General features: G+C 60.0%; 23 protein-coding genes. 7 read left to right on the top strand and 16 right to left on the bottom strand.

All coding sequences use genetic code 11. The features are described 5' to 3' along the window. The first annotated feature begins 3 nt into the window (after nt 1-3). The 3 genes from mtgA to CAL20_RS03835 all read left to right on the top strand — a co-directional run bounded on the left by mtgA (nt 4) and on the right by CAL20_RS03835 (nt 2,865). Complete coding sequence (mtgA, locus tag CAL20_RS03845; RefSeq protein WP_141217648.1) at nt 4-738, top strand: monofunctional biosynthetic peptidoglycan transglycosylase; 735 nt, start codon at nt 4-6, stop codon at nt 736-738. A 112-nt stretch (nt 739-850) separates the two neighbouring features. Next, nucleotides 851-2,029: an LPS export ABC transporter permease LptG gene (gene lptG, locus CAL20_RS03840; protein WP_094837223.1), complete on the top strand. Its 1,179-nt coding sequence runs from the start codon at nt 851-853 to the stop codon at nt 2,027-2,029. Beyond that, on the top strand, nt 2,026-2,865 hold the full coding sequence (locus tag CAL20_RS03835; protein WP_094819758.1) for a symmetrical bis(5'-nucleosyl)-tetraphosphatase: 840 nt from the start codon (nt 2,026-2,028) through the stop codon (nt 2,863-2,865). The genes lptG and CAL20_RS03835 overlap by 4 nt, the downstream gene beginning before the upstream one ends. A gap of 70 nt (nt 2,866-2,935) precedes the next feature. Here CAL20_RS03835 and CAL20_RS03830 read toward each other — a convergent pair whose 3' ends face one another. The 4 genes from CAL20_RS03830 to CAL20_RS03815 all read right to left on the bottom strand — a co-directional run bounded on the left by CAL20_RS03830 (nt 2,936) and on the right by CAL20_RS03815 (nt 5,034). Continuing rightward, nucleotides 2,936-3,685 carry a lysophospholipid acyltransferase family protein gene (locus tag CAL20_RS03830; protein WP_254923892.1) on the bottom strand — a complete coding sequence of 250 codons (750 nt, stop codon included), beginning with the start codon at nt 3,683-3,685 and terminating at the stop codon, nt 2,936-2,938. A gap of 132 nt (nt 3,686-3,817) precedes the next feature. Then, complete coding sequence (gene ruvX / locus CAL20_RS03825; protein ID WP_094819756.1) at nt 3,818-4,213, bottom strand: Holliday junction resolvase RuvX; 396 nt, start codon at nt 4,211-4,213, stop codon at nt 3,818-3,820. Next, nucleotides 4,206-4,820, bottom strand: coding sequence for a YqgE/AlgH family protein (locus CAL20_RS03820; RefSeq protein ID WP_094819755.1), 615 nt, complete (start codon nt 4,818-4,820; stop codon nt 4,206-4,208). The genes ruvX and CAL20_RS03820 overlap by 8 nt, the downstream gene beginning before the upstream one ends. A 49-nt stretch (nt 4,821-4,869) precedes the next feature. Then, complete coding sequence (locus CAL20_RS03815; RefSeq protein ID WP_094819754.1) at nt 4,870-5,034, bottom strand: rubredoxin; 165 nt, start codon at nt 5,032-5,034, stop codon at nt 4,870-4,872. Nucleotides 5,035-5,194: 160 nt separating this feature from the next. Here CAL20_RS03815 and CAL20_RS03810 point away from each other — a divergent pair, with 160 nt between their 5' ends. The 3 genes from CAL20_RS03810 to hemL all read left to right on the top strand — a co-directional run bounded on the left by CAL20_RS03810 (nt 5,195) and on the right by hemL (nt 8,180). After that, the gene (locus tag CAL20_RS03810) at nt 5,195-6,004 is read left to right on the top strand and encodes a hydroxymethylpyrimidine/phosphomethylpyrimidine kinase (protein WP_369597627.1); all 810 of its coding nucleotides are present in this window, start codon (nt 5,195-5,197) and stop codon (nt 6,002-6,004) included. Then, nucleotides 6,001-6,696, top strand: a complete 696-nt coding sequence (gene thiE, locus CAL20_RS03805) for a thiamine phosphate synthase (RefSeq protein WP_094819752.1) — start codon at nt 6,001-6,003, stop codon at nt 6,694-6,696. The genes CAL20_RS03810 and thiE overlap by 4 nt, the downstream gene beginning before the upstream one ends. Before the next feature lie 200 nt (nt 6,697-6,896). After that, the gene (gene hemL, locus CAL20_RS03800; protein ID WP_094837222.1) at nt 6,897-8,180 is read left to right on the top strand and encodes a glutamate-1-semialdehyde 2,1-aminomutase; all 1,284 of its coding nucleotides are present in this window, start codon (nt 6,897-6,899) and stop codon (nt 8,178-8,180) included. Between the two features lie 67 nt (nt 8,181-8,247). Here the strand turns inward: hemL and CAL20_RS03795 are convergent, their stop codons facing one another. Genes CAL20_RS03795 through CAL20_RS03775 form a run of 5 tightly spaced genes read right to left on the bottom strand, consistent with a single transcriptional unit; the run spans nt 8,248 to nt 12,868 of the window. Beyond that, entirely contained in the window at nt 8,248-8,988 is a 741-nt protein-coding gene (locus CAL20_RS03795) for an ABC transporter substrate-binding protein (protein ID WP_094819750.1), read from the bottom strand. 23 nt (nt 8,989-9,011) lie between these two features. After that, a complete protein-coding gene (locus CAL20_RS03790) occupies nt 9,012-9,782 on the bottom strand; it encodes an MBL fold metallo-hydrolase (protein WP_094837221.1) in 771 nt (256 codons plus the stop codon). 3 nt (nt 9,783-9,785) lie between these two features. Then, nucleotides 9,786-10,763 carry a Bug family tripartite tricarboxylate transporter substrate binding protein gene (locus CAL20_RS03785; RefSeq protein WP_094837220.1) on the bottom strand — a complete coding sequence of 326 codons (978 nt, stop codon included), beginning with the start codon at nt 10,761-10,763 and terminating at the stop codon, nt 9,786-9,788. Between the two features lie 28 nt (nt 10,764-10,791). Continuing rightward, the gene (locus CAL20_RS03780) at nt 10,792-11,841 is read right to left on the bottom strand and encodes an Ldh family oxidoreductase (protein WP_094837219.1); all 1,050 of its coding nucleotides are present in this window, start codon (nt 11,839-11,841) and stop codon (nt 10,792-10,794) included. A gap of 34 nt (nt 11,842-11,875) precedes the next feature. Further along, the gene (locus CAL20_RS03775; protein WP_094837218.1) at nt 11,876-12,868 is read right to left on the bottom strand and encodes a Bug family tripartite tricarboxylate transporter substrate binding protein; all 993 of its coding nucleotides are present in this window, start codon (nt 12,866-12,868) and stop codon (nt 11,876-11,878) included. Between the two features lie 108 nt (nt 12,869-12,976). Here CAL20_RS03775 and CAL20_RS03770 point away from each other — a divergent pair, with 108 nt between their 5' ends. Beyond that, the gene (locus tag CAL20_RS03770) at nt 12,977-13,873 is read left to right on the top strand and encodes a LysR family transcriptional regulator (RefSeq protein ID WP_094837217.1); all 897 of its coding nucleotides are present in this window, start codon (nt 12,977-12,979) and stop codon (nt 13,871-13,873) included. A gap of 101 nt (nt 13,874-13,974) precedes the next feature. On the opposite strand, the gene CAL20_RS03765 is transcribed toward CAL20_RS03770, so the two are convergent. From CAL20_RS03765 to CAL20_RS03735, 7 genes are all read right to left on the bottom strand, one after another. Then, a complete protein-coding gene (locus tag CAL20_RS03765; RefSeq protein ID WP_094837216.1) occupies nt 13,975-14,379 on the bottom strand; it encodes a RidA family protein in 405 nt (134 codons plus the stop codon). Between the two features lie 73 nt (nt 14,380-14,452). After that, nucleotides 14,453-14,887, bottom strand: coding sequence for an acyl-CoA thioesterase (locus CAL20_RS03760; RefSeq protein WP_094819743.1), 435 nt, complete (start codon nt 14,885-14,887; stop codon nt 14,453-14,455). Between the two features lie 41 nt (nt 14,888-14,928). Further along, nucleotides 14,929-16,569, bottom strand: a complete 1,641-nt coding sequence (locus tag CAL20_RS03755) for an AMP-binding protein (RefSeq protein WP_094819742.1) — start codon at nt 16,567-16,569, stop codon at nt 14,929-14,931. Nucleotides 16,570-16,614: 45 nt separating this feature from the next. Next, entirely contained in the window at nt 16,615-17,784 is a 1,170-nt protein-coding gene (locus CAL20_RS03750) for an acyl-CoA dehydrogenase family protein (RefSeq protein WP_094837215.1), read from the bottom strand. Nucleotide 17,785: 1 nt separating this feature from the next. Beyond that, a complete protein-coding gene (locus CAL20_RS03745; protein ID WP_094819740.1) occupies nt 17,786-18,643 on the bottom strand; it encodes an enoyl-CoA hydratase family protein in 858 nt (285 codons plus the stop codon). 54 nt (nt 18,644-18,697) lie between these two features. Then, entirely contained in the window at nt 18,698-19,489 is a 792-nt protein-coding gene (locus CAL20_RS03740; protein WP_094819739.1) for an SDR family NAD(P)-dependent oxidoreductase, read from the bottom strand. Beyond that, a complete protein-coding gene (locus CAL20_RS03735; RefSeq protein ID WP_094837214.1) occupies nt 19,486-21,921 on the bottom strand; it encodes a bifunctional salicylyl-CoA 5-hydroxylase/oxidoreductase in 2,436 nt (811 codons plus the stop codon). Before CAL20_RS03735 ends, CAL20_RS03740 begins: the two co-directional genes overlap by 4 nt. Nucleotides 21,922-22,641: the final 720 nt, after the last annotated feature.

The following is a 22,641-nucleotide window of genomic DNA, read 5'->3' as shown; positions in this document are numbered from 1 at the left end:
CGGATGGCGACGCGCAACTCGACTATTCGCCGAATTCGTTGGGGCCGGGTGATCGGAGCCAGCCTGATGGCCCTGTTGTGCCTGCTGATCATTTATCAGCTGTGGATGTTCTGCCTGGTGGTCTGGTATGCCTACCGGGACCCCGGCAGCAGCGCGGTCATGCGTCAGGAACTATCGCGGCTGCGCGACACCAATCCGAATGCCGAGCTGCAGTATCAGTGGGTTCCCTATGACAAGATCAGCACGTCGTTAAAGCGCGCAGTCATCGCCTCAGAAGACGCCAACTTTACAGAACATGATGGTGTCGAGTGGGATGCGATTCGCAAAGCATGGGAATACAACCAACGCCAGGCAGAAAAAGGCGGCGGCAAAATGCGCGGCGGGTCGACCATTACGCAGCAACTGGCCAAGAATCTCTTTCTGTCCAGCTCGCGCAGCTATGTGCGCAAGGGCGAGGAACTGGTGCTGACCTATATGATCGAGCACGTCATGTCCAAAGAGCGTATTCTGGAGCTGTATCTGAATGTGGCCGAGTGGGGCGAAGGCGTTTTTGGGGCCGAGGCTGCTGCACGCCACTATTACAAGACAAGCGCCGGCAATCTGGGGGTCTCACAGTCTGCCCGTCTGGCAGCGATGCTGCCCAATCCGCGTTACTACGACAAACACCGCAACACCAGTTACCTGAATTCACGTACGGCTACATTGACGCGCCGTATGCGACTGGTTGACATTCCTTAACACCAGGGGAAACCTTCTATCTCGGTCCGTCGATGCAAAACATCCCCGGCAGACTGAGCGATTTTGGTAAGCTTTCACGTTTACGCGTATCCCCACGCTCGACTTATATTTCATGCGTACCGCCCGTCGTTATCTGGCCCGCGAAATTTTTCGCTCTTGTGCAGTGGTCCTGTTGGCTCTGCTGGGGCTTTTCACGTTCTTCGCGTTGGTCGACGACCTGGACAACGTCGGTGACAAATTCAGCATGCTCGCCCTGCTATACATGCAGGCGCTCGCCTTGCCCACACGCCTCTATGACCTGCTGCCCATCGGCTTGCTGATCGGCGCCATTCTGGCGTTGGCGGGCCTCGCCCAGCGTAACGAACTGGTCATCCTGCGCGTGTCGGGAGTCAGCGGCATGCGGTTGCTGGGCATGCTGTGGATCATCACGCTGCCCCTGGTCATCGGCGCCACCCTGCTGTCCGAATTTGTCACCCCGGCCGCTGAAATCAAAAGCGGCGAAGCCAGCCTGATGTTCCGCGGCAAGGCCAGTGGCGCCCGCATGGACAGCGGCTATTGGTTCAAGGAACCAACTCGCAATGGCGGCACCCGGATCATCAATATTGCCACGCTGCTGGCCAACGGCGATGTGGAAGGGGTGACACTGTATGAGTTCAAACCTGGCCAGGAATTGACAACGCTGTCCAAGGCCGCGACAGGTTCCTTTACCAACGACAAACTGGTGCTGCACGACGTAGCCGAAACGCATCTGGATGACGCGGCGGCCCAGGCGTTGGCCAATGCCAAGCAGCCGACCACGTTGCCTGCTCAAGTCACCAAGGTTGCACAACGCGAATTGGACACGACGCTCAGTCCTGATCGCCTGTTGGCGCGTGTCTTGACGCCCGAGCGCATGTCGTTGAACACCTTGCTGGACTACATCGACTATCTGAACCAGAACCAGCTCGATGCCAGCCGCCAGATCGTCGCACTCTGGCGCAAGGTCGCCTATCCCTTTACGCTATTTGTCATGATCACGATCGCGGCACCGATCGGCTTTATGCAGACGCGCCGAGGCGGCGTGGGCGCCAAGGTGTTCGTGGGGATTCTATTGGGCGTAGGCTTTTTCATGCTGAATCAGCTGGCGCTGAACGTCGGTATGCTGAGCCGCTGGCCGCCCTGGCTGACCGCCTTGGGTCCCAACGTCGGGGCCGTGTTAGTGGCGCTGGGCGCACTCAGCTTGATGGAATATCGGCACGCGACGACGCGTCTTATACAAACGCGTTGGCCTTGGAGAAAAAATCCCGTATGACAGGCGGCAGCATTTGGATGATTGGCGACGTACAGGGTTGCTGCGCGCCGCTTGAGCAGTTGCTATCCCATCCGGATATCAGTAGTGAGCCGGATGCGCGTTTTTGGTTCGCAGGTGACTTGATCAATCGTGGACCGCAGTCGCTCGCCAGCCTGCGGCGCATCATCGCGATGGGTGATCGCGCGATATCCGTGCTGGGTAATCACGACCTGCATTTGCTGGCGGCGGCAGCCGGGGTGCGCAAGCCCTCCAAATCGGACACTATCGACGAGATTCTGAATGCGCCGGATGCTGAGGAACTGATCGACTGGCTGCGCTTTCGTCCGCTGGCGCATTTTGAACATGATCATTTGCTGGTGCACGCCGGTGTTCTGGCGAAATGGGATGTGGCCAAGACATTGGCGCTCGCCGGCGAAGTCGAAACCATGTTGCGCGGGCCGAATTGGCAAAAGGCGCTGCAGAAGATGTACGGCGATGAGCCGAGGCAGTGGAAGGATGGCCATACGGGGGGAAAACGCCTGCGGGTCATCATCAATGCGTTGACGCGCATGAGGTTGTGCACTCCGCGTGGGCATATGGAGTTCAATACCAAAGTGGCGCCGGGGGCCTGGCCTGCGGGGTTGGTACCGTGGTTTGACGTCAAGGGGCGGCAGACTCGGGATGTGACGGTCGTATTCGGGCATTGGTCTACGCTGGGGTTGCTGGTGAGGCCGGACGTGATCTGCCTGGATACGGGATGCGTCTGGGGCGGGGAACTGACAGCTATGCGGTTACAGGATCGCAAGCTCGTGCAGATCAAGTGCTCGCAGTTTCGGGATCCGTTGGTGGAGAAATAGCCCCGGTGGGGGCTCGTCGGACGGAGGGTGAGTTCTTCGGCGCCGAGCAGGGACGGGGTCTCGCCCGCAGTTATAAGCGGTCGGCGATGGCGGAACGGGCGTGTTTGGAGATTTCCAATCGGGTGACGGGAGTACCGTCAGGACTTTGCGTGGCCAGCGGGGCGACGAATTCGACTTCGACCGAGAGGCCTGTGGCCCCCAGGACGCGCCAGAGGTTGGTGGCGAGGGTTTCTTCGCCGACGAAGGCGGCCAAGGGACTGCGCTGACCGTGTTGCAGAAAACGCAGGACGACGGGCTGGATCGGGATACAGGCTACGCGGGCAGGCTCGAAAAGGCTGGCGTGGAAGGGACGTACGGTGTCGCCTTCGCTGGTGGTGCCTTCGGGGAATAAGCCGACGGCCTCGCCTTGTTGAAAGCGCGCCTGGACGGCTTCGCCGACGGCGTGCACGGCATGGCGTTGGCCTCGTTCGATGAACAGGGTGCCGGCGCCTGCAGCGAGCCAACCTATGACAGGCCAGCTGCGGATCTCGCTTTTGGCCACGAACGAGGTGGCGCGAACGGAGTTGACGACGAAGATGTCGATCCAGGATACGTGGTTGGCGACCCACAGAACCGCGCCGGTCAGCAGGGGCTGACCGCTGACAACCACGCGAATGCCGCAAAACGACATCAGCCAGCGAGACCAGAAGCGATTTAGCCGCGCACGCGCAGACAAACCCAGAAAGGGATAGACAAGGCCTACGCAGAGCAAGCCAAAAATGATCCACAGCACCACGAGGATCAGACGCAGAACGATGCGTGGAAACTTGAGCAAAGACAAGTTCAGGACTCCCAGGCCATCGTCGCGCCCTCCCACGGGGCGGACTGGCGGCCGGCCAGCATCATACCTGTGATTGCTTGCTGGCATCTCATTACAGTAGGGGCAACGCCTCGCTGTACGAGCGGATAGTGGTCAAGGCAAGGCATCTAGATAGCGTTGCAGGATGACCGAGGCGGCCATCGCGTCGTCGGGCTCGTTCGTGCCCAGTAATTGCTGGGCCTCCATGCTGGAGCCACGCTCGTCGACAAGCTCCACTGTCAAGCCGAAACGGCCGTGGAGCTGATTGGCAAAACGCCGGCAGCGGGCGGTGGCGGGCTGTTCCCCGCCGTCAGAGGCCAATGCCAACCCCACGATCACGCGTTGGGGCTGCCATTCCTCGAGCAATTGGGCAATGCGCCCAAATCGGGCATCGCGCACTTCGGAGAAAATGATTTCGAGCGGCCGTGCTTGCCGGGTCAAGGTGTTCCCGATGGCGATACCTATTTTCTTTTCTCCGAAGTCGAAGGCCAGCAGGGTTTCCTCAGGCATGCCCCGCACCGCCGGACAGCATGACGGGGTCTACGCCCAGCAGTTTCAGCGCCGCGGGGTAGCGGTCTTCGGGCGGGACATCGAAGATGACTTTGGCATCTGCGCCCACGCTCAGCCAGGCATTCTGGGCCATTTCGCTTTCGAGTTGGCCAGCGCCCCACCCGGCATAACCGAGTGTCACCAGGATGCGCGCCGGTCCGTTACCATCGGCAACAGCTTGCAGCACATCACGCGAGGTCGTCAGGGCCAGGTCGCCCATCTTGATGCTCGAGCTGTAGTCCCCGGCAGGCGCATGCAGGACAAATCCGCGATCTGTCTGCACCGGGCCGCCAAAGAAGACCGGCGTATCGTTCACCGGCTGGATTTCGAGTTTCAGGTCAATACGCTCGAACAAACCGGACAAAGTCAGGTCCGTAGGGCGATTGATCACCAATCCCAGCGCCCCGCGCTGGGTATGCTCGCAAATATAGATGACCGACCCAGCCAGATTACCCTCGACCATCTGCGGCATGGCGATCAGGAACTGGTTGGAAAAATCGGTGGCCGGTGCCTGGGACGTATCGTCGTCCGCGCCATCAGCATGCGTATCGTAGTGCTCGTCGGTCATAACACCCCCTTGTTGGGGCTGGACGGGGACAGCCGGGCTGCCCGCACGTTCAGATTTCCATCAATTCAAAGTCTTCTTTCCGGGCGCCGCACTCGGGACAGACCCAATTCGGCGGGACGTCTTCCCAGCGGGTGCCTGGCGCAATGCCTTCTTCTGGCAAGCCAGATTCTTCATCGTATACCCAGCCACAAATTAAACACATCCAAGTACGCATAGTTCTCTTTTCTCTGTTACATCAATTGGCGGCCGACGCGCCCGCGACGGGCAAAGCGTAAGCCGCATCCATTAGAATGGGGCAATCTTACCGAAACCCAATAGGGGTTGCCCGATTTGCCGTCGTGCGATCGGACAAAATCCCGTCTTTCACGCAGCATTTGACCTCTGTGACTCCCCCTCTCATCCTGATTTTCGGGCCGGTTGACCCCTCTGGCGCCGACGGACTCCCCGCCGACGCCGTGACCAGTGCCCGCCTGGGCTGCCACGGGCTGGCCGCGGCGACGGCCCTTACCGTGCAGGATACTGCCGGAATCGAAGACATCCAGCCGATTTCACCCGAATTGCTCGACGACCAAGCGCGCTGCCTCCTCGAAGACATGCCGGTACAAGCGATTAAAGTCGGTGGACTTTACAGTGCCGAGACGGCCAGCGTGGTGGCGCAGATCGCCGCAGACTATAGCCAGGTGCCGCTGGTGCTGCACCTGGGCCAACGCGGTTTGCCGGCCCAGGACGTGGCCGCCGAGGACGACGCGCAAGACCTGCTGGCCGCCACCCTGGAGCTGGTGCTGCCTCAAACCGACCTGGTGGTGGTCGAGCACATGCGCCTGGCGCAATGGCATGCGGATGGCGAAATCAACATCGGCGACGCGCCCAGCCCCATGCACGCGCTGGTCGCAGGCGGCGCGCAGTGGGCGCTGGTGCTGGGCGCTCCCGTGCGTCCCGGACATCATGGCAATGTACTGCTGGGCCCCGAAGGACAAACCGTCACATTGCCATGGCAGGCGCCTCCTGAGCGCAATGCCGACACAGGCGGCGTCGCTGCCGCGGCAGCTGCCGCCATGCTGGCACAGGGGCTGGACATGCCCAAGGCGGTCGAACAAGCCCTGCACCACGCCGACCAGGCCCTGGCAGCCGCCTTCCTGGCGGGAATGGGCCGGCGGATTCCAAATCGGATAGGCACCCCATGACCACATTACGCTTTCCGTCGGGACTCTACGGTGTTACCCCTGAATGGGACGACACGGATCGATTGCTGGATGCCGTGCGCGCCGCTGCCGAGGGCGGCATGCGTGCCCTGCAACTGCGGCGCAAGAACGCCACCCCTGAACAGCGTGCGGCTCAGGCTCGCGCACTGGCGCCGCTATGCCGCGCGCTCGGCGTCGTATTTTTGATCAATGACCATTGGCGTCTGGCCCTGGAAGTCGGCGCCGATGGCGCACACCTGGGCCGTGACGACGGTGATCTGGCGCAGGCGCGTGCGGATGCCGGGCCCGACCTGATCCTGGGCGCGTCCTGCTACAACGAATTGGATCGGGCGCGTCAGTTGCTCGATGCGGGTGCGGATTACATCGCGTTTGGCGCGGTGTTTTCCTCGCCCACCAAGCCACAAGCAGTGCAAGCGCCTTTGAGCCTGCTCGCACAGGCTCGTGAATTGGCGATACGTCATGCCGCGGATCGCGAACCGGTGACCGCAGCGACGGCGTCCTCGGCAACAACCGTGGCGCGCGCTGCTGTAGTCGCTATCGGTGGCATCACCCCTGCCCTGGCACCTCAGGTGGCCCAGGCGGGAGCAGACAGTATCGCGGTGATCACGGGGCTGTTCGAGGCTCCTGATATCAAGGCGGCAGCCCAAACCTGCGCTGCGCCGTTCAGCGCCTGATGACCCGCAGCAAGAGGATGACATGCGTTCCGCCTGGTCAGCCTCGCTGCCGTACGAGCCGTCATGGACACCTGGTCCGCCTTGCCGGCCAGTCCCGGGGCATCGCGCATGGAAATATCCCATTGGGTATATCCTAAAGGCTGAACCAGCCCATCATCATGCCGCGACGTAGACGCGTCGCTTTTTTCCTCAAGAACATTATGTCCACCAACGCCCAACTTTTTGATCGTGCGTGCCGCAGCATTCCTGGCGGCGTCAACTCACCCGTACGCGCCTTCCGCTCGGTGGGCGGCACACCGCGCTTTATCAAGCGCGCCCAAGGGCCCTATGTGTGGGACGAGGAAGACACCCGTTACATCGACTACGTCGGTTCCTGGGGGCCGGCCATCCTGGGCCACGCCCATCCCGAAGTCGTCGAAGCCGTGCGCGAAGCTGCGCTAGGGGGTTTGTCGTTCGGCGCACCGACCCAGGCCGAGATCGAGCTGGCCGAAACCTTGATCGAACGCCTGCCGTCTCTGGACAGAGTCCGCCTGGTGAGCTCGGGTACCGAGGCCACGATGACGGCTATCCGCCTGGCTCGCGGCGCAACCGGCCGTGCCAAGATCGTCAAATTCGAGGGCTGTTATCACGGCCATTCAGACAGCCTGCTGGTCAAAGCCGGCTCGGGCTTGTTGACGCTGGGCAATCCCAGTTCTGCTGGCGTGCCGCCTGAGTTTGTCTCGCACACGCTGACTCTGGAATACAACAACCTCACTGCCGTCGAAGCCGCATTTACCCAACACGGCACCGACATTGCCTGCGTCATCGTAGAACCTGTCGCCGGCAACATGAACCTGATCAAACCTGCCGATGGCTTCCTGCAGGGCCTGCGGGATCTGTGCACGCGACATGGCGCCGTTCTGATTTTCGATGAAGTCATGACAGGTTTTCGTGTGGGCCCCCAAGGCGTCCAGGGTCTGACCGGCATCAAACCCGATCTGACGACCTTGGCCAAAGTCATTGGTGGCGGCATGCCCGTCGGTGCCTTGGGCGGCCGCGCCGACCTGATGGAACATCTGGCTCCGCTGGGCGCCGTCTACCAGGCAGGCACCCTGTCGGGCAACCCTGTCGCGGTCGCCGCTGGTCTGGCCACCTTGCGCCTGATTGGCGAGCCGGGTTTCTATGATCGCCTGGCAACCCAGACGACGCGCCTGGTCGACGGCCTGCGCCAGCGCGCCCAAGCTGCGAATATCACTTTCTCGGCCGACTCTGTGGGCGGCATGTTCGGCCTGTATTTCCGAGAGACTGTCCCCGCCTCGTTCACCGAGGTTTCCGCCAGCGACGGCGAAGCGTTCAAGCATTTCTTCCACGCCATGCTGGATCGTGGCGTGCATTTTGCGCCGTCGGCCTTTGAGGCCGGTTTTGTCTCGGCCACGCATGATGACGCAGTGATCGACGCGACGTTGGACGCAGCCGAGGCAGTTTTTGCGGGAATGCGGGCCTAAGGCCTGAGGAAACATCGCAACGTCATCAGTCCGTCTACTGAACGTAGATGGCCTGATGACATCGGACTCAGGCCAAGGCCGCAGTTGGGGCCACAGCTGCCCCCTGTATGCCATGACGTTTCAGCGCATCCTCAACAAATCCACTGCGCTTCATTTCTTCGACAAAGCTCGCCAGCACTTTTGCAGCGTCCTCTCCTCGTCCGCGCGGCAGCCCCATCGCTTGGCGAATGGTCATAAAGCTTCCTTCAAGCAAACGCAATCCGCCATAGTGGCGCGCATCCGACTCAAGTTGTTGCTTGACCCCGGCTGCCACCTCGGTCCCATCAGCCAAAAAGGTTGCCACAACGGTCGGAGAAGTCGCTGCCCGCGTGATAGACGCGTGCTTTAATTCGCGAGACAAGAACAGATCGTAGGCACTGCCTTGGCCTACCGTCACACGATGTCCCGCGCGATCGACCTCGTCCATGTGCCGTAACGGCGAGTCATCACGGACCAGATAGGCCCCCTCGATCAGCACATAGGCATCGGTAAAGCATATCCCCGCCGCACGTTTCGGATCGATGGCAAAAAAACCGATATCGGCTCGATCTTCTGTCACCGTATCTACCGATTTGCCGGCGCTATCAAGCACCACCAGCTCCAGCTCCACGCCGAGACTCCGGGCAAACGCACCAGCGAGGTCTACAGACACGCCCACCGGCTCACCCGCCGCATTTCGATTCGCGAGAATGGGATTACCGAGATTGATAGACGCGCGTAAACGGCCGGTAGGGGTGAAGGAAGAAACGACATTCGGATCAATAGTCATAGAGAAAAATGCCAAGTGATAATTCAAACGGAAAATCGTTGTAATCGCGGCTGACAGCAAAGATCGATCTGCATAGGTTCCAGATCATCACCGAACCACGCGTTAATGGCTGCGTGGCGTTCACTCACGTATTCGGGCATGCCCTGATCATTCAAAACCATTCCCACATCATGCCCCGGCACGAGCAACGTATTAGGCCGACGGCGCCACAGCGTCCAGATCTGTTCCACGCTTGCTTGACTCGCTGCGACGTCCCCTGTATCCACGACAAGGCCGGATATCAACTCCGCGCGATTCTTTGCTGCGTCTCCGGTAAACAGCACGGGCTGGCGTTCGTCTTCCACATAAAACAGGAGGTGCCCCGGGGTATGCCCCGGCGCGGCGATCGCTGTAATGCCGGGGATAAACGTTTCGTTGTGATGCAGGCGCTTGACGCGGGCCAACTGTGTCAGCTCTCGCACATACAGTTCGGGCAAGGGATTGAAACCGGGAGGTTGTTTTGATGCCCAGTCGAGTTCCCGTTCCCCGATCCAAACGGTGGCATTGGGGAAAAGCGTGAAATTCACAGCGTGATCGTAATGGGCGTGCGTCAGCACCACATCCGTGATCTCTGACGCATCGACACCACAAGCATGCAATTGCTTGTTGAGCAGATGGCGCACACCGAAGGCCCCCACATCAACCAGGATCTTGCGATCCGCTGCGCGCAATAACGTGCTGGTGCTCCAACCCAGTCCACCGTGGCAGACGGCACGACCGGGGTATCCCTGCACAAGAATATCGATCTGATACATCGTTTACTCCGCTTTCACATGAGCATTTTGAATCAGTTGCCGATAGCGCAGCAGATCCTCGCGTATCTGCTGTGCGAACGCTTCGGGCGCTCCTGCGACGATCTCGTTGCCGCCGTCGGTCGCCAGTTTGCGAACCACTTCAGGATGTTTTGCGGCGCGCACGGCGGCGTCGTGCAGCTTCGCAATGATTTTCGGATCTGTACCGGCCGGCGCCAAGAGGCCTTGAAACTGTGTCACCACGAAATCCTTGTAGCCTAGCTCCTGCATCGTGGGAATGTCGGGAAGCCCTTCTGCCCGGTGGGGACCGGATACCGCGTAGCCGCGCAGTTTTCCCGTACGCAGATAGGGCGTGGCGGTGACCACCGTATCAAAGGTGAAAGAAAGTTGGCCACCCAGGACATCCGTCAATGCCTGCGCATTGCCTTTGTAGGGAATGTGCGAAAGCTCGGTCTTGGTCTGCATCGCCAACAGTTCCCCGGCCAAATGCCCGCCGGCACCGATACCGGCGGAGCCATAAGTCATAGCACCGGGTTTCTCCTTTGCGGCTGCAATAAGTTCGTCAAGACCGTGAATCGACGACTGTTCGGGTACGACCAGCACATACTGGTAGCTCGTGATCTGACTGATAGGAGCAAAATCCTTGACGGGATCGTATGGCGTTTTTTGGTAAAGCGAAGGGTTGACGACGAGCGGACCACTCGCATCGAGCAGCAAGGTATAGCCGTCCGGCGCAGACTTGGCGACCATATCGGTGCCGATCATGCCATTGGCTCCCGGCTTGTTCTCCACAACGATCGTGCCGCCGAGCTCGAGAGACATCTGTGCGGCTAGCACTCGCGCGGTGATATCGGCGGCACCGCCCGCGACGTAGGGCACTATCATCCGGATGGGTTTATCCGGGTAATCGGCCACGGCGGCACCGGAGACGATCATCAGCCCTGCGGCTAAAGCCGCGTTCAAACATAGACTCTTTTTCTTCATCGCCTGTCTCCTCTATACGCCGCCACACTCAGGCGGCCAGCTCACCCGCATGCTTGCGCAATAACGCCAGCACCTCTGGCTCGATGGCAATCCCGTCCGCTCGTTGCGCTTTCAATCTGGACAACTCGATGTCGCCCGGTTGAATAACTGGCCTCTCGGCATCTGCAGGAGGACTGTCATGCAAAATGGAGGCGAAATCATTCATCCTGTCCGTGAGCCACTGCGTCGAGCCCAGCCTCTTGGCATCAATCAAGAGAAAGAAATGCCCCAAATTCTGCGGTTCGTCTGGCGCATCGACCCATGATTTCACGTGCGTCAGATAGGCCGCGCCGGACAGCAATCCGGCAAAGAGATCCACCATCAACGCGAGGCCGTAGCCTTTGTGTCCGCCGATAGGCAGCAGGAAACCATCTAGCGCCTGCTTAGGATCCGTCGTCGGCCGACCGAAGGCATCAGTTGCCCAGGTATCCGGAATCGCGGCGCCCGCTTTCAGGGCATTGCGAATCTTCGCTCGGGCGACAACACTCATGGCCATATCCAACAGGAAAGGGTTTCCTCCAGGGTTGGGAACGGCAAAGCCAATCGGACTATTGCCCACGCGGGCATCCGTTCCTCCCCATGGGGCTATGGTCGTGGTCGCGTTACTGCCTATGATGCTGGCAAATCCGGCCTCAGCCGCGATCAGGCCATAAGGCGAAATCGGCCCGAAATGATTACTCTGCCGTGCAAACGCGATCCCAACGCCGCACTGCTCTGCCGCCTGCATGGCAGCCCGCAACGCATGCATTCCCACCAGAGGGCCAACGGCATTATCCCCGGCCACCAATCGCAACCCAGGCGCGGGGCTGGTCACTTGAATATTTGGACGGGCATTGATCCCGCTCAGCTGCAGGCGTTCACCATAGGACTCGATGCGCGACAAACCGTGGGTGGAGAGCCCAAACAAGTCTGCCAGCACGAGAATCCGAACCACATCCACCGCATCTTGATGGGGTAATCCGAGCCCTTCGAAGGCTCGGATGCCGAGCTCCGTTAATTGCGCTTCCTGTACAACGATCTTTTCTCGTGCTTGAGTCATGCTGAATATTCCTGGATGGGTACGCTGTCTTGATTTATTCAATAGAGAGGTGCGCGTCTTTCACGACCCGGCCCCATCGCTGTTCTTCCGCGTCGATAAAAGCCGCGAATTCGGCGGGACCCGCACCGGATGGTTCGCTTGCGTCGTGAGCCAGGCGGTTTCGGACCGCGTCGGTGTCAAGCGCGTGCACAGCCGCCTGGTGCAGTCGTTTGATAACGGGGTCTGGGGTTCCTGCTGGTGCCAAGAGGCCAAACCACTGCGAACTTTCAAAACCCGGATATCCCTGTTCAGCCACAGTGGGCACATCAGGCAGCACAGAAAGCCGGGCTGCTGATCCCACTGCCACGATTCGGATCTTGCCCGCCTGGGCGTGCGGCAACAGCCCTGGCGTTCCCGCTGCGGCGGCGTCGATATTGCCTGCCAACAAGTCGTTTACCTGCGCGCCGGTACCTCGATAAGGCACATGAACCACGTCGATCTTTGCCGCCGTTTTCAGCATCTCGAATGCGAGATGCCCGGCACTGCCATTACCTGCGGACCCGTAATTGATCTCGCCAGGTTTAGATCGCGCCAGCTGAACAAACTCGGGCAAAGTCTTTGCCGGTACATTGCCGCCCACGGCGAAGACCATAGGCAATTTGGCCAGCAAAACGATCGGTGCGAAATCGCGGCGCGGGTCGTAGTTCAGTTTCGGCATCATGCTGGGATTGACCGCCAACGTCCCCACATGCCCCAAAATCAAGGTGTATCCATCCGGATTGGCCCGGGCGACTTCAGTCGTGGCAATCGTTCCCTGGCCTCCACCCTTGTTTTCCACGATGACTTGCTGTCCCAAGTCACGCGACATTTCTGCGGCAACTGCCCGCGCGACCACGTCTGAACTGCCGCCAGGCCCATAAGGGACGAGCAATCGAATAGGCCGCTCGGGCCACTCGCCCGCGTTTGCCGCCGCCGTCGCACCGATCAATATAGAAATCCCGGCAAGCCGTGCCCATCGGCGCAGGGGTTTTCTGCGTAAAAGCGTCATTGGTTTGTCTCCTCGCTCGCAGACCGTTCTCTGCGACGGGAGCTATCGTCTCCCAGGCTGCAGAATGGAGTAAAGTGCAAAAATTCGATCTATTCTTGTCCAAAACGCATGAAATTCGATCTTGCCGATCTGCGCGCTTTCTTGGCCGTTGCTGATTTAGGAAGCTTTCGAGCAGCATCCGAGGCGTTGCACCTCTCACAATCGGCGCTATCGCGACGCGCCGACAAACTGGAAGACGCGCTTGGCGTCCAACTGTTTACAAGAACCACTAGAAAAGTCGAACTGACCACGATAGGACGCGGTTTTGTTCCCAGAGCCAGGAACGTTCTGAACGAACTGGAAAATGCGTTGGTCGGCATTCAAGACGTGGCCGAACGGCTATCGGGAATGGTGACCATCGCCTGCGTACCGTCGGCTGTCGGATACTTTCTACCCGACGTGATTCGTGAATACCATGCGCGCTATCCGCGCATCAGGATCCGCATCATCGACGAATCCTCGTCGCAGGTATTAACGGCAGTCTCGCGTGGCGATGCTGATTTCGGCTTGACTTACATCGGCACCAACGATGCAGAGATCGAGTTCAAGCCATTGCTCGAGGAGCCCTTTGTCGCGGCAGTCAGCCGCGCACATCCCCTGGCCAAGCGGCGGTCCATCAATTGGGCAGACCTGGCTCATCACGCCTATATCACGCTCGCACAAGGCAGCGGCAACCGCTTTCTGATTGACCAGGCGCTCGCGCGCAGTGAACAGCGGCCGCGCCATTTCTGCGAAGTACAACATGTACCGGCGCTGGTCAGCATGGTCGAAGCCGGCCTCGGAATCGGCGTCGTCCCCCGACTGGCCATGCCGTCCAAAGGCCATGACACCTTGGTCAGCATCACACTGCGCAATCCCACAATCACGCGAACCATTGGGCTGATACATCCCCGGGGCAAGGACCTCAACCCCGTCGCGCGGCTGCTATACGACCTGCTGGCGGAAAAAGTGGAGTCCAGGCGTTAGCCTGGCAATCAAAATGCAAGGCCCACACACCGGCAATGCGCCGCTCGATCCGCGCGCAATGCTGCCGGTGCCGGTATGTTGACCCGTCTCTAGACGGCTGATCAGGCCGGAATCACCGCTGTCACCTCGATCTCTACCTTGGCCCGATCCTCGACCAGATCTGCGACCTCAACCGCACTCATCGGCGGGAAATGCCGGCCCACAATTTCCCGATAGTGCTTGCCGATTTCCGGATAGGACGCCACGTACTCGCGCTTGTTCTTTACATACCATGTCATGCGCACGATGTGCTCCGGCTTGCCGCCGCCTTCGGCCAATATCGCCATCACGTTCAGCAACGCCTGCCGTACTTGTCCGGCGAAGTCGTCCGTCTCAAATTGCTGTTGGCCATTCCATCCCACCTGCCCGCCGACAAATACCAGCCGGTCTCCGACCGCGACTTGCGTCATCACTCCGTTCGAATAGCCACGCGGCGGCATCCAGTCGGGCGGTTGCAAAATCTTCATGGAATCATCCTCTTATTAAAAACCTCGAACGCCGCCGCTATGGCTGGCGGCTGTCATCGAAAGCACGATTGTCTTACTGCGACGGCTTTGCGATTAAAAACTCTCGCATACGCAGGCGTAAATCATCGGGAATCGCGGTAGATCGCATACGATCCAGGTCCACCGTGACGATGGTCAGCGATGCCTTCAGCCGCACACCGCCATCGGGCCCGAAGAAAGTCACTTCGGCACTGAACGACGCGCCGCCGATACGGCGCACAATCAGTTCCTGGCGCAAGGTCTCATGCCAACGGCTCGGCGCGGAAAAATCACATTGCACCGATGCCAGCGGCGTTCCGATGCGGCGCCCGACATGCAGGGTGTGAAACGGCAAACCCATCCCTTTATCGAACCATTCCTCGACGAAATCGTTGATCATCTCGAAATAGCGCGGATAAAACACGATACCGGCGGGGTCACAATGCCGAAAACGTACGTTGACTTCGCTGATAAAAGGCTGTCCTGACATCGCCGTCGATCCTAGGGGTGAAACCTGCTCCATATCCTGCCTCAGGCTCTTTGCCTCAACGCAAAGCGTTGCAGTTTCCCGGTTTCGGTACGCGGCAGGGCCTCCACGAACTCAATCGCGCGTGGATACTTATAGGGGGCCACCGTCGCTTTTACAAAAGCCTGCAAAGCCTTTACCAGCTCGTCGCTCGCTTCGTAGCCGGGCTTGAGCACCACGAACGCTTTCACGATCTGACCGCGCTCGTCATCCGGCACGCCTACAACGCCGCACTCGGCCACGGCTTCATGATGCAGCAGCGCATCCTCGACCTCGGGTCCGGCAATGTTGTACCCCGCCGAGACGATCATGTCGTCATTGCGGGCCTGGTAAAAGAAATAGCCGTCGTCGTCTTGTATAAAGGTATCGCCCGGCAGATTCCACCCCTGCTGCACAAAGCGGCTTTGACGATCATCTGCCAGGTAACGGCATCCCGTCGGTCCCTTGATCGCCAAACGTCCTGCGGTGCCGTTGGGCACAGGCTGCATGTCTTCATCCACCACGCAGGCCACATAGCCTGGCACGACCTTGCCTATGGCTCCGGGGCGGATTTCATCGGGCGGGCTGGAGACGAACACGTGGATCATCTCGGTGCCGCCGATCCCATCGATCATCTCGATGCCTGTCGCGTTTCTCCATAACTCACGTGTGGCGTCAGGCAAGGCCTCGCCTGCGGACACGCTTTTCTTTAACGAGCTGATGTCGTATTTGCCGACCAAACCCGCCATCTGACGATAGAAGGTCGGCGCGGTGAACACGATCGTCGCGCGAAAATCCTGGATCAGGGCCATCAATGCATCGGGATTGAGTTTTTCCGCCAACGCCACACTGGCGCCCACGCGCAACGGAAAACACAACAGGCCACCCAAACCGAATGTGAACGCCAAGGGCGGCGTACCGCAGAAAATATCGTCGGGCCCGGGTTTGATGACATGGCGAGGAAACAGATCGCACATGGCCAGCACATCGCGATGGAAATGCATGCATCCTTTAGGCATGCCCGTCGTGCCGCTGGTAAACGCAATCAAGCACACATCATCAGCAGCCGTATCGCAGACAGTGAAGTCATCGGATTTAGCCTGCGCCAACACATCCAGCGAATCCGGCGCGCTATCGTTAAACAGCACGATCTGACGTAGCGGCTCGCAGTAATGTTCATGATCCTGCTGCAAACAATGCTCGGCCTCGTCACGCAACTGCACGTCGCATAGCATCGCCGTCACCTGTGCTTTCTCGATGATCTGTTTCAGTTCCTTGGAACGCAGCAACGGCATCGTCGGCACAGTGACCAGGCCGGCCTTGATGGCGGCCAGCCACGAGGCGGCCATCATCGGATTATTCGGGCCACGCAATAGCAAACGATTGCCCGGGACCAACCGCATATCCTCGGTCAATACGTGAGCGATCCGATTGCTCAGCGCTCGCAACTCGGCATACGTCATGGTCTCGATCTGGTCGCCCTGACGCCAGCGCAGCGCAATACGGTCGCCACGTCCGGCCATCACCGCCGCGTCGACGAGTTCCGCGGCGCAATTCATGCGCTCGGGATAGTTCACATCAGGGCTGTCAAGCAGAAATTCGGGCCATTGCTCGGGCGGAGGCAGATGGTCTCTTGCGAAAGTATCCAGATGAGCGGAGCGTTCCATGGTGTTCCCCTTGCGATGCGATGATGGGCTGCCGTTGCTAGTGGGCTAGTCTTTAAGCAGCTCTCTGGCGATGATGAGTTTTTGGACTTCCGTCGCGCCCTCGTAAATGCGCAAGGCGCGGATCTCTCGATACAGTTTCTCGACGGGCACGCCCGATACCACGCCGGCGCCCCCGAACATTTGCAAAGCACGATCGATGACCGTCTGCGCCGACTCGGTAGCGGCCATCTTGGCCATCGCAGCCTCTCGTGTCGTGCGCACCCCTTTGACGTCACGCAACCAGGCGGCGCGATACGTCAACAGCGCAGCAGAATCGATTGCCGTCGCCATGTCGCCCAGCGCCGCCTGCGTCAACTGCAAATCCGCCAGCGTCTGGCCGAACATGCGACGCTCGCGAGCGCGCGACAAACCCTCGTCCAGCGCCCGACGCGCAAAACCGAGCGCAGCGGCGGCCACTGACGCACGGAAAATATCGAGCGTCATCATGGCAAGCTTGAATCCCTGCCCCGGTTCGCCCAAGCGTTGCGCAACAGGAATACGGCAGTTATCGAACGTCAGTGTCGCCAAGGGATGCGGTGCAATCACGTCAATGCGTTCGGAAACGCTGAATCCCGGCGTGTCGGCATCCACCACAAACGCGGAGATGCCTCGCGCACCCGGCGCCTCGCCGGTCCGGGCAAAGACGCAATAAAAGTCCGCGATACCACCGTTGGAAATCCACGTCTTGGCGCCGTTGAGCACATAGTGATCGCCGTCAAGTCGCGCCGAGCAAGACAGCGCTGCCACATCGGAACCGGCCTCCGGTTCCGACAGCGCAAACGCGGCAATCGCCTGCCCGCCGGCCACTCTGGGCAAGTAACGCTGACGCAGCGAGTCTGAGCCCATCAGCGCAATCGCGCCGCTGCCCAGTCCCTGCATCGCCGCCGCAAAATCTGCCAATCCCTCATGCCGTGCGAGCGTCTCGCGCAAAATGCAGACCATGCGCGAGTCAACCTGAGGCAAGGCGCCGCCCCACGTATTGTCGGGACCTGCCGGTACGCAATAACGCAACCAGCCCGCCTGTCCCAATGCAGCGACTAATCGGCGGCATGCTTCGTCCGTATCATGATGATCGATATCGGCCAGGGCGTCGACGCACCACGCCTCCAGCTCGGCAGCCATCTCGCGATGACGGTCCTCGAAAAAAGGCCAGTCCAGCCACGACGTGTCCGCCATCTCAATCCCCTTCGAAGACCGGTTTCTGCTTGGCTACGAACGCCTCGTATGCCCGGTGGAAATCGCGTGTCTGCATGCAGATGGCTTGTGCTTCGGCTTCGGCCTCGATCGCCTCGTCCACACCCATATTCCATTCCTGATGCAGCAGTTTTTTCGTCATGCCATGAGCAAACGTCGGGCCGGCGGCCAGCTGCGCGGCCAGCGTCTGCGCTGCCGTCAACAACTGCGCACTGTCGTGCAGGCTATTGAAGAATCCCCACTGCGAGCCTTCTTCTGCGTTCATGGAGCGTCCGGTATAGAGCAGCTCGGATGCGCGCCCCTGGCCGATCATCCGAGGCAACAAGGTGCAAGCTCCCATATCCGCCCCGGCCAGCCCTACCCGCGTGAACAGGAAAGCGGTCTTCGCCGCCGGCGTTCCCAGACGCATGTCCGATGCCAAAGCAATCATTGCTCCCGCGCCCGCGCATACACCGTCCACGGCCGCCACAATCGGCTGTGGGCAAGCACGCATCGCCTTGACCAGATCGCCCGTCATCCGGGTGAAATCCAGCAGCTCCGGCATACTCATTTTGGTCAACGGCCCGATGATCTCGTGCACATCGCCGCCCGAGCAGAAATTACCCCCGGCCCCCGTTACCACGACCACTTTGATGTCCGTGGCATAGCACAGGCTACGAAACAGATCCCGCAGCTCGGCATACGAATCAAACGTCAACGGATTCTTGCGTTCGGGGCGATTCAAGGTGATCGTCGCAACCTTGCCATCCGCTGACACCTCCCACAGGAAAGTCCGTGCCGCATAGTTTGCATACGGACGGCGATGATGTTTCATGGTGTGCTCTGTGGATGCTTCGGTCATGATGTCTCCTGCTAATCCGCGACGTATCGTTGGGATAGAAATAGGTTAAAGGTTTCAGCCTGGCATGACCTCGCCGCCATCGACGGCGATGGCCTGGCCATTGATGGATGACGATGACGGCAGGGCCAGCCAGGCGACCGTCTCGGCAACCTCTGCGGGTTGCACCAGACGGCCTTGTGGATTGCGGGCAGCCAGCTCATCGCGCGCAGCTTCCGCAGAGCGGCCCGTCTTGCTGACAATATTGCTCACGGCATCGCGCACGATGTCGGTCTCGGTGAACCCCGGGCAAACCGCGTTGACGGTGATGCCCTTGCGCGCCAACTCCAGCGCTAATGCGCGAGTCAGGCCGACCACACCATGCTTAGCTGCACAATAAGCACTGACGTAGGGATAGCCGATCAAGCCTGCCGTGCTGGCGACGTTGATAATTCGTCCCCATCCGGCGGCCAACATACCTGACAGCGCGGCTTGCGTGCAGTGATAGGTACCGGTCAAGTTCACCGCCAGCATGGACTGCCATGTTTCCGCGTCGGTGCGATCGAATCGCTGACTGACCGCCTGCCCGGCGTTGTTGACCAGGATATCCACGGTACCGCCATGCTGTGCGGCCTGTTCGAAGGCTGTCCGCACCGAGGCTTCGTCAGCAATATCGGCGACCACGGCATTGACCTTGCCATGTTTGCTTAAGGCAGCCACGGCAGCATCCAGTGCGACCCGGTCACGCCCCAGCAAGGTCAGCGTTGCGCCACGTTGCTGCAAGGCCTGCGCGCAGGCCAGGCCTATACCGCGTGCGCCGCCCGTCACCAGGGCATGGCGGCCATCCAATACGCCGGTAGACGTGTTCATTTAACATCCAATTGCGCCATCAGTGCAGCGCGTTCAAAGTTGGTTTCGAGTTGGCGCTTGCCTGCCGCATACTGTTTCGGCCACGCTGTATCACGGTAACCGACGCGCGCAGCCTCTCGCAATGTCCATGCCGCATCGGCCAGATGCGGGCGAGCCAGCGCGCACAGATCCGCACGGCCCGAGGCGATGATGCCATTGACATGATCGGCCTCGAAAATCGCGCCGACTGCGATCGTGGGAATGCCCGCCTCGTTACGCACTCGGTCCGCAAAGGGCGTCTGATACATGCGGCCGTATACGGGGTGTTGATCCGGGCTGACCTGGCCTGACGAGCAATCGATCATGTCCGCGCCGGCTGCCTTGAAGTGCCGTGCGATCGCTACCGCATCGTCCGCGGTGATCCCTCCCTCGACCCAATCGTGGGCGGAGATACGCACGGACATCGGCAAATCCTGAGGCCACACTTCGCGCACCGCGTTAAATACCTCCAGCGGATAGCGCAATCGATTTTCCAGGCTGCCGCCGTACTCATCATCGCGCTGGTTGGTCAAAGGCGAAATAAAGCTGGACAGCAAATAGCCGTGGGCGCAGTGCAATTCCAGCCAATCGAACCCGGCCTGAGCCGCGCGCCGGGCCGACGCGACGAAGTCATCGCGCACGCGATCCATATCCTCACGCGTCATTGCACGCGGCGTCTGAGAAATGCCCGGTAAATAAGGCAACGCGGAAGCCGACAACAGCGGCCAGTTGCCGTCTGGCAGCGGGTGATCCATCTGCTGCCAGCCCAACTGCGTAGAACCTTTGCGGCCCGCGTGGCCCAACTGTATCCCGATGCGCGCATCGCTGTTGGCGTGCACGAAATCCACGATACGACCAAACGCCTGACCCTGCTCGTCGTTCCATAGTCCAGGGCATCCCGGCGTGATGCGTGCATCGGGCGACGGGCATGTCATCTCGACCATGACCAGGCCTGCGCCGCCCAGCGCGCGGGCTCCCAAATGCACCAGATGAAACTCGCCGGGGACGCCATCCACGCAGGAATACATGGCCATGGGGGAAACGACAATGCGGTTCTTCAGTGTGGTGCCGCGCACGCGATACGGGGTGAGCATCGGCAACGGGGCTGCAGTGGAGGAAATGTTGTCCGATGCGGCGCCGACCTCAGGAACCTGAGCCGCAGCGCGCATTGCGCTATGCACGCCAGCCGCCTCAGTAACGCCCTCGACCTGCATTGCTGCACGCTGCGCCAGACGGCTCTCATAGCCATTCAACCAGGCAGGATCACGCAGGCGCAGGTTCTCATGCGAGATCCGCTGCGAACGCGTCAACAGCGAGTAGGCAAACTGCTCCGGGTCCAGGTCCGCATAACGCTGCACGTTCTCAAACCATTCGGTGGAGTTACGGGCAGCGTTTTGAATCTTTAGCACCTCGACGCTGCGCACATCCTCATAATGCTGCAGGCCTTGCTCCAGTCCACCTTCTGCGCCTCCCAGGCAGCGCGCCAATTCAATAGCGTCCTCGAGCGCCAGCTTGGTCCCTGAGCCGATCGAGAAATGTGCGGTATGTGCCGCATCACCCATCAACACCACAGGTACTCGGCGCTCGCCGCGCGGCGTATCGAGTGTGTTCCACTGCACCCAGGTATTGCAGATCACGCGCGGGAAACGGATCCAGATTGCGGCGCCACGCAGGTGGGCGGCATTGCTGATCAATCGATGCCCGTCCAGCCAGGGCGCAAACAGCTTTTCGCAAAAGGCGATGCCTTCCTCTTGGCTCATCTCGCCTATGCCAGCGGCCTGCCAGGTTTCCTCGGGTGTCTCGACGATGAACGTCGACAGTCCGTCCTCGAACCGATAAGCATGCGCCTGGAACCAGCCGTGCTCGGTCTGCACAAAGGCAAAGGTGAATGCATCAAAAACCTTGGTCGTTCCCAGCCACACGAACCTGCAACGGCGCGTGTCGATATCCGGTTTGAACGTGTCTGCGTAGCGGGTGCGCACGACGCTATTCAGACCATCGGAGGCGATCACCAGATCGGCGTCATACTGCTGCGCCGCGGCTTGGTCATCCTGCACGAAAGTTTCAAACACCAGCTTTACGCCGACGTCTTCGCAGCGCTGTTGCAGGATATTCAACAATTTCTTGCGGCCGATGCCTATGAATCCGTGCCCGCTGGTGCGGATGCTCTGTCCCTTGAAATTGATCTCAATGTCGTCCCAATGATTGAACGCATCGCCTATGGTCTGCGCCGACACTGGATCGGCCTGCCGGAGGTTGTCCATCGTGGCGTCAGAGAACACCACGCCCCAGCCAAACGTGTCATACGGCCGGTTGCGTTCGATCACGGTCACTTCGTTGGCAGGGTTCTGCAATTTCATGAGCAGCCCGAAATACAGACCAGCGGGGCCGCCTCCTAGGCAGACAATTTTCATGACACATGACTCCGTGAAACCGGCTCTTTGCCAGGTGGTTTTTGCTGCTATTGCCTGGCGATCAATTAGTTTAGGTTTCAACTATATATCTGGGGGAAGATTCGTGCAAGGGACTTTGTGTGTGGGGTTTCGGTAGGGAGGGGGGGGGGGGGGGGGTTAGTGCTATTGGACGTCGATGCGGGGCAGTGGCTGCGTGGGGGCTTCACGTTGGCGGTCCGGCGCGCGGGCGCCGGACACCGCGTTCGTTCGTCTCGTCCGCGCCTGCGCGCTCCCTTCGACATCCACTCCGCTCGCCAACGAGGCGCCCCCACGCAGCCACTGCCCCGCATCGACTCGCAGTAACTCAAGCTCATCACATCGCTGGCACGGCTTTTTTGCTTGGCATTCTTCTGCATCAGCCTGGGTGAAGAGAAAGATCTTGCAGGGCTGCGATGACCGGGTGCCCTGCACACCCGCTCATCGCGTTCGGGATCTGCATGCACAGGCTGTGGCACCGTTACTCAACAAAAGATCTCTCGAGTCACATTGACGTAATGCCACGCATGGCAATGGTTATGTTGCGATCGTGTTGAGCTCAGATCATGTCTGCGGCGAGGAACTCTAATTCAGAGCACGGACATGCTACGGATATACCGCCGGAAAAACTGCCCTGTGCATCATCGCTGCGAGCCTCACTCACGGCCAAGCAGATCTTCCAACCAGGCACCACGCCACCCCGTC

It is taken from the genome of Bordetella genomosp. 4, assembly GCF_002261185.1.
GTDB lineage: Bacteria > Pseudomonadota > Gammaproteobacteria > Burkholderiales > Burkholderiaceae_B > Bordetella_A.
Note: the sequence above shows the minus strand (reverse complement) of the source record. Positions and strands in the feature narration are given on the sequence as shown.

What these genes read in the sequence shown, in the direction of transcription:
- CAL20_RS03770 (WP_094837217.1), top strand. Translation starts at nt 12,977, where the DNA reads ATGAAATTCGATCTTGCCGATCTGCGCGCTTTCTTGGCCGTTGCTGAT.
- CAL20_RS03820 (WP_094819755.1), bottom strand. Translation starts at nt 4,820, where the DNA reads ATGACCGACGAGCACTACGATACGCATGCTGATGGCGCGGACGACGAT.
- CAL20_RS03740 (WP_094819739.1), bottom strand. Translation starts at nt 19,489, where the DNA reads ATGAACACGTCTACCGGCGTATTGGATGGCCGCCATGCCCTGGTGACG.
- thiE (WP_094819752.1), top strand. Translation starts at nt 6,001, where the DNA reads ATGACCACATTACGCTTTCCGTCGGGACTCTACGGTGTTACCCCTGAA.
- CAL20_RS03765 (WP_094837216.1), bottom strand. Translation starts at nt 14,379, where the DNA reads ATGAAGATTTTGCAACCGCCCGACTGGATGCCGCCGCGTGGCTATTCG.
- CAL20_RS03790 (WP_094837221.1), bottom strand. Translation starts at nt 9,782, where the DNA reads ATGTATCAGATCGATATTCTTGTGCAGGGATACCCCGGTCGTGCCGTC.
- CAL20_RS03755 (WP_094819742.1), bottom strand. Translation starts at nt 16,569, where the DNA reads ATGGAACGCTCCGCTCATCTGGATACTTTCGCAAGAGACCATCTGCCT.
- ruvX (WP_094819756.1), bottom strand. Translation starts at nt 4,213, where the DNA reads ATGCCTGAGGAAACCCTGCTGGCCTTCGACTTCGGAGAAAAGAAAATA.
- CAL20_RS03815 (WP_094819754.1), bottom strand. Translation starts at nt 5,034, where the DNA reads ATGCGTACTTGGATGTGTTTAATTTGTGGCTGGGTATACGATGAAGAA.
- CAL20_RS03735 (WP_094837214.1), bottom strand. Translation starts at nt 21,921, where the DNA reads ATGAAAATTGTCTGCCTAGGAGGCGGCCCCGCTGGTCTGTATTTCGGG.
- CAL20_RS03760 (WP_094819743.1), bottom strand. Translation starts at nt 14,887, where the DNA reads ATGTCAGGACAGCCTTTTATCAGCGAAGTCAACGTACGTTTTCGGCAT.
- CAL20_RS03795 (WP_094819750.1), bottom strand. Translation starts at nt 8,988, where the DNA reads ATGACTATTGATCCGAATGTCGTTTCTTCCTTCACCCCTACCGGCCGT.
- CAL20_RS03785 (WP_094837220.1), bottom strand. Translation starts at nt 10,763, where the DNA reads ATGAAGAAAAAGAGTCTATGTTTGAACGCGGCTTTAGCCGCAGGGCTG.
- CAL20_RS03835 (WP_094819758.1), top strand. Translation starts at nt 2,026, where the DNA reads ATGACAGGCGGCAGCATTTGGATGATTGGCGACGTACAGGGTTGCTGC.
- CAL20_RS03745 (WP_094819740.1), bottom strand. Translation starts at nt 18,643, where the DNA reads ATGACCGAAGCATCCACAGAGCACACCATGAAACATCATCGCCGTCCG.
- CAL20_RS03775 (WP_094837218.1), bottom strand. Translation starts at nt 12,868, where the DNA reads ATGACGCTTTTACGCAGAAAACCCCTGCGCCGATGGGCACGGCTTGCC.
- CAL20_RS03750 (WP_094837215.1), bottom strand. Translation starts at nt 17,784, where the DNA reads ATGGCGGACACGTCGTGGCTGGACTGGCCTTTTTTCGAGGACCGTCAT.
- lptG (WP_094837223.1), top strand. Translation starts at nt 851, where the DNA reads ATGCGTACCGCCCGTCGTTATCTGGCCCGCGAAATTTTTCGCTCTTGT.
- CAL20_RS03780 (WP_094837219.1), bottom strand. Translation starts at nt 11,841, where the DNA reads ATGACTCAAGCACGAGAAAAGATCGTTGTACAGGAAGCGCAATTAACG.
- mtgA (WP_141217648.1), top strand. Translation starts at nt 4, where the DNA reads ATGGCGACGCGCAACTCGACTATTCGCCGAATTCGTTGGGGCCGGGTG.
- hemL (WP_094837222.1), top strand. Translation starts at nt 6,897, where the DNA reads ATGTCCACCAACGCCCAACTTTTTGATCGTGCGTGCCGCAGCATTCCT.